The following is a 12293-nucleotide window of genomic DNA, read 5'->3' on the forward strand; positions in this document are numbered from 1 at the left end:
TTCAAATAATATTACTAAAATTTTCGATTACTTTTATTTAATTAGCCGTAAATATCGTCACTTCTTAAGAAGAACGAATTTATATGCTATAATTAAAGTATAAAAAGTATTTTTATTTAGGGGGTATAATTATGAAAATAAAGGTTCGTAAAACCTGGTTTTTTGGAATTATTTCTTCACTTGTTCCAGTGTTTTTTCTTGCCGCTGCTTGTGGTGAAAAGCAAAATCTCGGTGATAAAACTCCACAAACAAATGGAGATGATAAAAATAGCGAAAATAAAGTTGGAAGTGAAAAGGCCCCCGGGAAAATTGATGATCAAAAAACAAGTTCTAGTTCAACCACTCAATCTCTAAATTCAATCCCTTTTCTCGAAGAACAGAAAAATACTCTCGAAATTCAGACAATCAAACTAATTAATAAAGAAAAAAAACAAACTGACGATATTGCCAAAGTTGAATCTGCCACAAAGGAAATCGAAGAAAAAGAAAGTGAAATTAATAAAAAAATTGAAGAATTAAATAATAATTCGACCCTAACTGAAAACCAAATTGACCATCAAGAAGAAAAGGTAAAACTAGAAAAAGAAAAGCAAGAAATTGAAAAACAAAAAAAGGACCAAGAAGAAAAATTGCTAAAAGAGCGCGAAAAGTTAATGCAAATTCAAGAAGAGAAACGAAAAAACGAACTTGAAAAACAAGAAGTTGCTCTAAAAGCAAATCGCCAAATTTTAGAAGAGAAAAAGCAATTAGATGCTGTTCTTAGCAAAATTCCGGATGCACTGGAAATTGCAGAATACGAAAAAAAACGATCAAATAATGTTGCAACAGTTCTTTATCATTTTAAGCAAAATTCACCAACTTTTCATTATGAAAATTTTATCAAAAAAATTGAAAATTTTGATGACAACAAAAATACAATAACTTTTAATTTTAATAATGTTAAAACTGTCGACAATAACCGCGAAACAAATGAAAGAAGACTCGAAAACGTCGAACTTTCTGTTTCTAAAAAGGATTCACCTGTAAAATTAACGAAAAATGTAACTCTCTTTTGAAATTTAGAAGATGCACAAAAAATTGAAGAAACTAATGCAGAATTGTATCAAAAAACTTTATCACCAATTTTTAGTAAAATTAGCCCGTCAATTTTAGCATATGCGCTTGCAAATTCTAACAAAGAAACCGTGTTTAATTCACCACTTTTTGCTAATTTTAATGCCGCATTTAGCCAAGTTTCACTTTCTGTTGGTTTAAAAGATGAGTTTTTAGGAATAAAATCTGTTGTTGATCCACAAAAATGATCCTTTAAAATTATTAGCGCAACCCCCGATGATGAAAATGGGATGCTGAAAATTAAAGCACAAATGACAAAGTCAGAAGAGCAAACTAACGAAATTAACAATGCTCAAGAATTCACTTTTAACGATTTAAAGAAAAGTAACGATTCTGATTTTGACTTTGAGGTTGACCAACATAAAGTTTGACCGCAAATTCGTGAGAAAAAAATTTTAAAAGAAGAAGGGCAAGATCAGGAGTTAACCGAATTACAAAAAGGTCAAATTGCTAAAATTATTTTTGAAAGTTTGTATTTTAAAATCAAAAATTCAGACGCTGATGTGCTTTTAAAAGAATTTTTAGTTAAAGATCACATTAAAAACAACAGTTTTTTTCCTTATCCACAAATTATTTCGCTAAAATGAGCGGAAATGATTTCTAATGAAGGTTATAAAAAAGTCAACCTTGAACTAAAAGATAAAAAATTAATCTATAGTTTTGATTTAGAATATGCAAATTTAGCAAATAATTCGACTTTAACTTCACAGGATGACTCTTTACAATTTGCGGATTTTAAAAAGAAGAAAATTAAGGGCGAAATTCCCCTTGATCATTTTCTAAAATAAACTTTTAATAGTTGGGCAATTAGGTTATAATTTGTTTTACTAAAAATTTAAAGGAAAAAAAATGGTTCTCTATTTATCTAAGCGAAAGAAATTTGTCAGTATTTCACTAGCCGCTGCGGTTGTTGTTTCTACTGCTTGAGCTTCAAGCGCTTATTTTGGTCATATTTTAGAAACAAGAGAAATTCAATACTCAACAGTTGCACCTTCAACGATTTTGAAAAATCGACCTAACGATACTAATTTTTCGCCGGTAGCAAATACTGATTATATTGCTCCCCCACCGAAAAAAAATTTACCTGAAGCACCAAAACCAAGCCCTGGACCAAAAATTGAAGTTAAAAAACCAGTTTATACCCCTGATGTTCCAACTGTTAAAAAAATTGTCAACCCGGTTCCACAAAATAATCCTCGTTCCAAACCAAAAATTAGTTCTCCAATTGTTAGTCCTATCAAAATTCCAACCCCGGCAAAACCGAAACAAACTGTTAGAACTACGACAATAAGAACGATTCCCCGTCCTGTGCCACAAACTCAAGTAAGTCGACCAAGTTTTACCCCGCCTTCACCAAAACAAGAAACCTATCAAAGCGTAAGTCCTGATGGAAAATACGGAAGCGCGATTCGAGCTTTGATCGCAAGGACGCAAGCAAATATAGGAACATCAACTTCTAATTTAAAAAGCATTAATGACAGAATCCAAGAATTAAATAGACAAAAAAATGAAAGAGAAAAGTCCGTTTATTGACATAAAAATCAAGATTTAGCCGCCTGAAATGAAGCATATGATCAGAAAATTCGTGATGAAGAATATGAAAAAAAGCGTAAAGAATGAGATCTTGATTATTATAATAAACGTCTTGCAAGATTAAAACAAGGTCAGCTAACCTCTGAAGAAATTGATTTACTTGAAAAAGGTTATACCCCCGATCCAAAATCAGATGGATGAGAACCAAGAAATAACCATGTAAAACATGCTATAAAAGCAAATAATGCAAAAGGAGTCGCCCCTTATGAAAGCCCTTGAGCAAATCAAGACTCGACAGTTTTAAGCGGACTTAAACGAGAAGGATGAAGTGGTGGAATTGGCGATCCAAGTTCACATATAACTGATGGAGAATTTAAATCCGCGCTTGAGAAATCTGGCGTTACTTCAGGAATTAAATTAATTCAATATAAGAAAAATGTTACAAACACGACAACTGTTTCTGGTAATTATGATTCTTTTACTTCGCTTGTTCTTGATTCAAGCGATCCAAGTGCACTGCAAAAATTTTCTTCTGTTCTTCAACAATTAGCCGAAAAACAACAAGATTTAAAAGAAGTTGTACTGCAAAATGTTGAGGGTAAAAACATTAAAACAATTGAAGAAATTATCTCAAAACTACCGCCTAAAATTATTTCGCTTCGGCTTTTTGTTGAAGATGCCGAAGGTCTTTTAGCACTTTCTAAACTGGAAAATCATAAACTTACTGAATTATCACTTTATTCTAACAAACAAAAAGACACCGGAAATTGGGCAATTAATCCTAATGGTCTTAAAAATGTTGATTTTATTAAATGAGATTATATTGATAAATCAAAAATCAATCTTTATAATCCAAGTGCAAAACTGCCTGGATCAATTCCTTTTGACACACTAACTTGATCAAGCGAACAAAGTACTCCGGACAAAATTAACGAAGGACTAAAAATTGCTTTTGGCTCAAAAATTAACCAACGTGTTTTCCAAGGTGTTTTTGGCGGTCGCGGTGGCTATCCACCAAATTTAGATTTTAGTAAAACAAGTCAAAAAACTTTCAAAGGTATAAAATTTGATGAAGTAAATAGCGAATTTAACCGTCAAATATCAGAATGAGAAACCGATACCGGCGAAAAACAACAAGCAAATTATTTTATAAAATTCAACGAAGTTTCTTTTGGAATTGATTCTGATAGTTCGACTTCTGGAACAGCATCAGAGAAAAAATATACTGTAAAACTCGATGACTTTGATGGTCAAATTACAAAAAGACTTAATTTTGGGCCCTATGAATTTTCAAAAATTTATATAAAAGACAAAGATGGCAAACAAGTTCAGGGAGCAACACTTGAAATTTCAGGAACTTTTTCTGCTGAAGCAAAAGCCGATTTAGAACATTTTCTTAAAGCGGCAAAACAAACGAATGCTTTTGCAAAAATAGTTGTCGATTCTAATTTAATTGGGCAACTTGGCAATTCGCTTGAAGGTTTGCCAGTTGAAACTAAATCTTCTTAATTTTTCAATCTCTTTTTTAGATTCGCTATTATATATAATTATTATTTATAAATATTGTATTATTTTTAAGTAAGATAAAATAAATTTTTATTTTTAAAAATTTATTTTATAATTGCTGTATAATATTGAAAACAAAAATCAAAAAACTAATTAATTAATCCTTTAATTATAAAATTTTTGATTTTTGTTTTTTAATTTTTATAGGAAAGGTTGAAATTATGGTTTTATATTTATCAAGACGAAAGAAAATGATTATCGGTGTTGTCGCAACTGCTTTTGCAGTTGGTTTGTCTTTTTCGATTAACGAAACATTAACTAATTACAGTTGAAAACCGGTTTTAATTTCCTATTCACCAAAAGCACCGTCAACAATTTCTAAAAATCGACCTAATGATACTGGGTATAATTCTCCAGTAACAAATGCAAAATTCGATCCATTAAAACAACCTGAACCTAAAAAAGTTAAAAAAACAGTCCCTGAAATTCAAGTGCCAAAAATTGAGGAAAAACCATTAGTTTCTAAGCCTGAAACAAAACCAGAAATTACTAAAAAACCTTCAACTGTCGTCGAATCAACTGTGCCAATTTCTGCTCCGCGCCCTTCAACAAGAGCATCTTCTCCTACATTTAGCCGATCCGAAACAACACCAAAAGTTAATTCTCAAAACTCATCAACAGTTTTATCACAAGGTCAACTAGATGCCGCAAGTAGAGCTTGATATACCGGGGTTGGTAGTCAAATTAGTTCAACTAGATCAAAAATTAAACAATATGAAGCCGAAATCGCCGAATTAGAGCGCCGAATTAATGACCCAGCAAGTTTAAAACTTTACACTTACGGAGAAAAAACAACTCCTGAAAAAGTAAAAGAAGGATTTAAAGCAAAAATTTGGGAAGCAAATAATTGAAAAAAACGCGAAGAAGATTATCTTAAAGTTTTAGAAGAAGAAAAAGCGCGTGGTCCTCGATTTACTGAATTAGATCGAAAATCGATCGCTCGCGGAATGCTACCAACAAAAGAAAACCATAATGTTTGAGGGTTTGTAAACCCTGATGACAACCCAGTAACTGGAAAAAATGGAACCTATCGTAAAAGAAACGAGAATCGTGTTCTAAACATTCCGGGATGAGCGCCAAGATCGCCACATGGAATTGCAACCCAAGAATTTGAAGGCTGAACAAAACAAGATGTATCGACTTCAAATGAAGAATTTAAAAAAGCGATTGAAGAAATTACGGGAAGCAGTGGCTCCGGAAACGGTTCAATTAAAGTTTTTGAATATACCCCAAATGATAAAAACCCTAATAAGTCATCAAAGTCAAAAATTACCGCGGTTTCCCTTGATGCAAATGATGAAAATGCCTTTAATAAATTCCAGGAATTTCTAGCAAAAACTAACGGAAAAATCGATGCTGTTGTTTTAAAAAATGTTGGGGATAAAAATAAAAACCAAAATATAGATAAAATTCTTCGTGCTCTTCCTGAAAAGGTGCAAAAATTAACACTATTTTTAGAAAGTAAAAATGCAATTAAGGGTCTTCGCGCAATTGAGAATAAAAAACTAAAAGAACTTGAGTTATATTCAAACGATCTTGCCATCGATGAAAATTGGTCAATTAATCCAAATGCGGTAAAAAATGTTGACTACATTAGTTTTGACTATAATAATCCTGCAACTTTCCAAAAACAAAATCCTAACGAAAAAATTCCTGGTTCAATTTTATTTGATACACTAAGATGAGATTCAGGCGATAATGCTGACAAAATCACCGAAGGTTTGAAAGTTGCTTTTGGTTCTAAAATCTACCAGCGTCCATTTCAAGGACGTCAAGGTGGAAAAGGCGGATATCCTCCGAATTTAGACTTCAGTGATACTGATATTAAAACGATTAAGCAAATAAAATTCGATGAAATCGACAATATTTTTAACGAAAACGTTAAAAATTGAAAAGAAGATAAGTATGCCGCTGATGATTATGAAGGATTTAAAGTTCTAAAATTCACGCATCTTTATTTTTCCGTTGATAAAAATGGATCTGGTGGTACAACTTCAAACTCACACACTTTTACGGTTTCAGCCGATGATTTTGATAAATCAAATTATTCAAAAAGATTAAGCGGAATCGAACCAGAAATCAAACCACCAGAGCGAGATTTAAGACCTAAACCATACATTTATTTCCGTTCAGCTGGCCAAAATCAACAAAATGTGACCTTAAAATTAACAGGTTCTTCTCTAACCGAAGATGCTAAAAAACAATTGAAAGTGTTTATCGAAGCCGTTGGTCGCGGTTATCCTTTTGCAAAAATAGAAGTTGAAACTGAAGAAATTAAGAAACAAATTTCTTCTTATTATAATAAAACAATAGAAGTTAAAACTTCAACTAGTTCAAGCTAAACTTTTTTATAGTTTTCATCAAAAAACCCGAAAAATTACTAATTAAATTTTCGGGTTTTTTACCATTATTTAGTAAAAAAAGACCATTATTATTGTATAATATTAACTAAACCAAAAGGAGAAAAATTATGGCAGTTCCACTTTTACAAATCGCACTTGACAATCAAAGTATTGAAGAGGCGATTGCTTCTGCAAAAAAAGTTGAAAAATATATTGATATTATTGAAGTTGGTACAATTTTATTAGCTTCTGAAGGGAAAAAAGCAATTTCGGAACTTCGTGAGGCTTTTCCAGATAAAATAATTGTTGCTGATGGGAAAATCGCTGATGCTGGTAACATTTTTGGAAAAATGTTTTTCGAAGCAGGGGCAGATTTTACGACTGTAATTTGTGCAGCTGAGACACCAACTATTAAGGATTTAGTTAATTTATCGCAAAAATATTACCAAAAAAACGGTGATACTACCGAAATTCAAGTCGAAATGACAAATAATTTTACCTGAGAACAAGTTCAGGATTGGAAAAAAGTAGCAGTTCCCCAAGTCGTCTGACACCGTCCGCGTGATTCACAAGCCTCTGGGGTAAAATGAGCGCAAAAAGATATTGATATTGTCAAAAAACTCGCTGATCACGGATTTAAAGTCACAATTACTGGCGGGGTTGAAGTTGAGGATATTAAATTATTCAAAGGTATTCCAATTTATATTTTCATTGCTGGTCGTTCAATTCGTGATGCTGAAAACCCAGAAGCAAAAGCAAAGGAATTCAAAGATGAATTTAAAAAATACTGGAGCTAATTTTTTCGTTGGTATCTACGAAAAAGCGATTGATAAACGTTTTTCATTTGTCGATAAAATTAAAATCGCCAAAAAAGCAGGTTTTAATTTTATCGAAATGTCAGTTGATGAAACTGATGAATTTGCTGCTCGACTTGATTTTTCTAATGAAAAAATCAAGGAAATTCGTGATGCTTTATTCGAAAATGATTTTTATATAAATTCACTTTGTCTTTCTTTGCACCGCAAATTTCCTTTTGGTGCCGCTGATATAAAGGTACGGGAAAAAGCTGTTGAAATTATGGAAAAAGCCTTAATTTTAGCAAAAAAATTAGGAATTTCCATCATTCAGCTAGCGGCATACGATATCTATTATGAGCAAGAACACCCAAATTCTGAAATTTTTTTCATTGAAACAATGAAAAAAATTGTTGCTTTAGCAAAAAAATATAGTATAATTATTGCTTTTGAATCAATGGATACAAAATTTGCTGGAACAATTTCAAGATTGTTATACCTACAAAAATCGATCGGCGGGGGCGTATTTTTATACCCCGATCTTGGAAATTTATCGCGTTTTTCTAATGATTTAGAAGCAGAAATTAAACTGGGAAAAAGCGAAATTGTTGCTTTTCATTTCAAAGATACACTGCCAAATACTTTTAAAAATCTTGACTTTGGTCAAGGCGATGTTGATTTTGTTAGTGCTTTTAAATATATTTTAAAAGCAAAAATTAATGTTCCTTTTGTAATTGAAATGTGACACAAACCTGAAGATTTCAGATTAGATGCGCCATTTCTAGAAAATTTTGCAAAGCAAGTTGAAATTATCGAAAAAGCACGTGCATTTTTTAGTCAACAGTTGAGGTTAGCAAATGAAAATTAAAGATCAAAACGAACTTGTTTCACTACAAAAAGCCGTTTTAGAAGCAAACCTTTTATTATATAATTCAAAATTAGCGCTTCATACTTGAGGAAATGTTTCAGCAATTAGTAAAGATCGCAGTTATTATGTAATCAAACCAAGCGGAATTCCGTATGAAAAAATGCAATTTTCGGATATGGTTGCTGTCGACCTAGAAAATAATGTCCTTGAATCCGATCTAAATCCCTCAAGCGATACTCCCACACACTCATTAATTTATAAAGCCGATTCACGAATTAAAGCGATCGTACACACTCATTCACCTTTTACAGTCGCCTGAGCACAAGCTGGTAAAGAAATTCCCGCCCTTGGAACAACGCATGCCGATAATTTTTTTGGTTCAATTCCTTGCACTGATTCCTTAAGTGACGAGCAAATAAATGGCGAATACGAACATAATACTGGAATTGTAATTCTTGATCATTTTGCCAAAAATAAACTTGATTTCATTGCAACTCCAGCAGTTTTAGTCAAAGAACACGGACCTTTTTGTTGGTCGAATAAATCAGCCGAAGATGCTGTTAAATTAGCGATGACTTTCGAAGAAGTAGCGAAAATGGCTCTTTATACCAAATTAATTAACCCTTTGCAAAACCAAGCAAATCCAGTTTTGCAAAAAAAACATTATGACCGTAAACACGGCGAGACAGCATATTATGGACAAAAAAAGCAATAAAATTATACCACAAAAAGCGGAATTGGCGCAAATAAAAAACTTTGTTTTTGATTTAGACGGTACTTTATTAACATCAGAGCACCAAGTTAGTCCAAAAACAGTCGATATAATTACTAAATTACAGCAAAAAAATAAAAAAATTATTTTTTGTTCTGGTAGACCGTGATATTTTATAAAAAAGTATTATTTTCAACTAAAACCCGATTTTCCTATTATTAGTTGCAACGGTTCGCTCATTTATGATTATAAAAATAATTCTGTTGTTTTTAGTAAAAGTTTTGCTCCTAGTCAAGTTGAAAAAATTTTTCAAATCCTTGTAAAATATAAAGTAATTTTTCTGATTTATACAACAACTAATATGCTCGCTTTTAGCGAAAAAAATAAAAATTGTCTTTGATTTTCCTATTTGCGAAAGCAAAATGAAAATTTCTCTGAAATCGAAAAATTACCACTTACCTTTTATGAATATCAAGATCTTGAACAAACAGAAATTAACAACCTTGAGATCGTCAAATTTTTACTAATCAAACGTGATAGCGACCCTGAATTATTTCAATTAGCTATTTCTGAGTTAGAAAAAATTGCTAATATTTATTTAGTTCAGTCGCAATCTGCGGTTATTGACATCATGATTTCTGGTTCAAATAAAGGCGAAGGACTGAAATTTTTTGAAAAAAATTATAATGTTGATCTAGAAAAAACTTTAGCATTTGGCGATGCCAAAAATGATCTTTCAATGTTCGCAGTAGCTAAATTTTCAGTTGCAATGGGTCAGTCGCATTCAGAAGTGCAAGAAAAAGCAACTTTTGTTACTAAATCAAACGATCAAGACGGAATTGCTGACTTTTTTAAAAAATATTATGAATAATTTAGTAAGTTTTCTAAGTCGTTTTCAAAAAGTGAAAATCAACCATTTTTCCGATGGTTATTGATTAGTACCAAAATTTTGAAAAATTTTATCTCCTAGACTAACTGGGTATGTTATTAAAAAAGGTAAAACTTTAGAAGAAATAGTTATTCACAACGATTTTCTTCATAAAGAAATAATTTTTAGTTTTAACGGTGACCATAATTTTTATAATTTTAATATTGCCTTAAAATTGCGCGAGATTGACTTTCGGCTTGATCCAAATGCGGTTAAAAAAAAGCCTGATGATGGTTTTTTTGTTTTTTTTCCAATTGAAAATTGTAAAATTATCCTTGATAAGCGCTCATTACAACTAATTTATGATGGAATTATTCCGTTTTTTTCAAAAAATTATTACAAAAAAATGGTCGATTATCAAAGAGAGTATGCTCAAAAAAACCAAATTAGCCAAGAATTTATTGGATTTTTTTGAAGGAGAAACGGCTATAAAGAAGTTTATGAGCAAAAACCGCAGTAAAATTAGAAAAATGTGGTATCATTTAGTAAAAATATTAAAACTAAAAAAACTAATTATTAGTTAATTTTAGTTTTATTTTGTATTGAAATAAATTTTGTTTTTAATATGTAGTCAGGTTTAAATATAATGAAAAAATTTTTTAAAAATTCACTAATTCTATCTTCAATTAGCCTGCCTCTTCTTTTTATTTCCTGTATTGAAAAGGAAAAAGAAGACCTAAATAAAAGGGTTTTTTCAAATTCAGAGGCAACAGAAAAATACCAATTACTAAAAGAAATTCTGAATATGCCGCTAGCAATCGAGCAAAACGATATTGCTAGTTATAATTTCTCAACCCTTATTAATGAATTTGGTAAAACTCCGGCAGACGCTAATAAACCTAAAAAACCAAATGAACCTAATTTTCAGCGTTTTTTACAAAACGAACCTAAAGATGTTATCCTAAAAAAAATAAGTGCAATTGCAAAAGACCCAAAATTTCCTGAAATAGTTAAAAAGTTTTATACAGGAACTTCCTATTTATCAGCTAGTGAATTTTTCGAAAAATGAAAAGAATCACAGAAAAAATATTTAGAATCTACCGATTTAAAAGCAACGCCCGATTTTGTGCCTTTAAGATATGGTTCTGGTTTTTCAATTAAAAATCCGGAACTAGATCAAAATTATTTATTTTATAAAACTATTAACGCTTTTGCTAAATTTTTTATAAAAAATTCTGCTAATGAACCAGAATATCCGCCGCGAATCCCGATTCCCCCTAGTTTCCCTCCTGCTATGCCGCCAGTTCCAGCGCCTCCACCTACAGATTCTGAGTCAAAAACCCCACCTAATACAGAAAAACCACCTAAAACATCTGATAGTCAAAAAAACGATGGCAAAGATAAAGGTCAAATCAAACCTGTTTTACAAAAACAAGAAACAAAAACAAAATATAGACGGCCAATTCCAGTGCCAATTCCAGCTATTCAGTTTATTGTAAATGGAATTTTATCAGCAACAACCCAGCCAGTTCCAAATGCTTATTGATGGAATTATAATTATAAAATTCTAAATCTTATCGCATCAAGAATAGAAAGTCAAACAGGCAAAGAATTAGATTGAGATTTGCCAATATTAGGTGATAAAAATTTTAAGAAAAAATTAGAACTTACTCAAAAACTAGAAAAATATACGATAATTGGTAAAGACGGTCGAAAATACAAAGTTCAACCAAGACCATTTTTCCTAATTGATGATAAAACTTTTGTCGATAAATCGACAAATAAGATTAAAAACGTACTTTATAGACTTTATTGAATAATTGATCAAAATACCGATTCTAATTCCGAAGACGGTAAAAAAGATGAGCAAAACAGGAATTCTGCGCAATCACAACAGGGAAATTCGGAAAAAAAACAACAAAATGTGGAAAAAGATAAGAAAACTAGCGAAAAAAGTCCAGTAAATCAAAAATTTGAATCAATGGCACAACTTTTTGCTAGCTCAAAACAATTAAAAAACATAAATAATCAACAAAATGAAAATCAACAAAATCAATCAGAACCTCCTAAACCTGAAGAACCAAAAGTTCAAGGCCCTCAACCAAAACCTGATGATAATGAAGAACAGGAAGAACAAATTGGTTTTGTTGATGACATTAGTAAATACAAATTTACTGATAAAATTCAAAAATGACCTTTTGATAATTCAAACAATTTCTCAAGAGGCGGGCTTTATAGCGCAAGTTTGCTAGAATTAGAAGCAGAAATGAAAAAACAAGACCCTAATAATCCTAATCTTTTTTATGTAGAAAGACATATCGATATTAACGGTTTTTTAACAAAAGGTAAACTTTTACCATATCAACCGATCGATCTAGAAAATAATTTAGAATCTTTATCACTTTATGATAAATACAATCAATTTATCCAAGCTGGTCAAATACAGCAACAATTTCTCATAATCAATCCAGAAAATCTTGAATAAATGAAGCAAAAA

The 12293-nt window shown here is 31.3% G+C and carries 9 protein-coding genes; all 9 read left to right on the plus strand.

The window, feature by feature from the left end:
- Nucleotides 1-131: 131 nt before the first annotated feature.
- Nucleotides 132-1901, plus strand: coding sequence for an LppA-related lipoprotein (locus tag MDIS_RS02270; RefSeq protein ID WP_129640147.1), 1770 nt, complete (start codon nt 132-134; stop codon nt 1899-1901).
- A gap of 61 nt (nt 1902-1962) precedes the next feature.
- On the plus strand, nt 1963-4155 hold the full coding sequence (locus MDIS_RS02275; RefSeq protein ID WP_044635465.1) for a putative immunoglobulin-blocking virulence protein: 2193 nt from the start codon (nt 1963-1965) through the stop codon (nt 4153-4155).
- Nucleotides 4156-4373: 218 nt separating this feature from the next.
- Nucleotides 4374-6554 (plus strand): putative immunoglobulin-blocking virulence protein, encoded by a 2181-nt coding sequence (locus tag MDIS_RS02280; protein ID WP_044635466.1) that lies wholly within the window; start codon nt 4374-4376, stop codon nt 6552-6554.
- Nucleotides 6555-6682: 128 nt separating this feature from the next.
- Nucleotides 6683-7351 (plus strand): 3-keto-L-gulonate-6-phosphate decarboxylase UlaD, encoded by a 669-nt coding sequence (locus MDIS_RS02285; RefSeq protein ID WP_044635467.1) that lies wholly within the window; start codon nt 6683-6685, stop codon nt 7349-7351.
- On the plus strand, nt 7326-8216 hold the full coding sequence (locus MDIS_RS02290; RefSeq protein ID WP_044635468.1) for an L-ribulose-5-phosphate 3-epimerase: 891 nt from the start codon (nt 7326-7328) through the stop codon (nt 8214-8216). The genes MDIS_RS02285 and MDIS_RS02290 overlap by 26 nt, the downstream gene beginning before the upstream one ends.
- Nucleotides 8206-8931, plus strand: coding sequence for an L-ribulose-5-phosphate 4-epimerase (locus tag MDIS_RS02295; RefSeq protein WP_044635469.1), 726 nt, complete (start codon nt 8206-8208; stop codon nt 8929-8931). Before MDIS_RS02290 ends, MDIS_RS02295 begins: the two co-directional genes overlap by 11 nt.
- Nucleotides 8912-9799 carry a Cof-type HAD-IIB family hydrolase gene (locus tag MDIS_RS02300; RefSeq protein ID WP_044635470.1) on the plus strand — a complete coding sequence of 296 codons (888 nt, stop codon included), beginning with the start codon at nt 8912-8914 and terminating at the stop codon, nt 9797-9799. Before MDIS_RS02295 ends, MDIS_RS02300 begins: the two co-directional genes overlap by 20 nt.
- Complete coding sequence (locus MDIS_RS02305) at nt 9792-10316, plus strand: MPN499 family protein (protein WP_044635471.1); 525 nt, start codon at nt 9792-9794, stop codon at nt 10314-10316. The genes MDIS_RS02300 and MDIS_RS02305 overlap by 8 nt, the downstream gene beginning before the upstream one ends.
- Nucleotides 10317-10442: 126 nt before the next feature.
- The gene (locus MDIS_RS02310) at nt 10443-12281 is read left to right on the plus strand and encodes a hypothetical protein (RefSeq protein WP_044635472.1); all 1839 of its coding nucleotides are present in this window, start codon (nt 10443-10445) and stop codon (nt 12279-12281) included.
- The last annotated feature ends 12 nt before the right edge of the window (nt 12282-12293 follow it).

Source organism: Mesomycoplasma dispar (genome assembly GCF_000941075.1).
In the GTDB taxonomy this organism is placed as follows: domain Bacteria; phylum Bacillota_I; class Bacilli_A; order Mycoplasmatales; family Metamycoplasmataceae; genus Mesomycoplasma; species Mesomycoplasma dispar.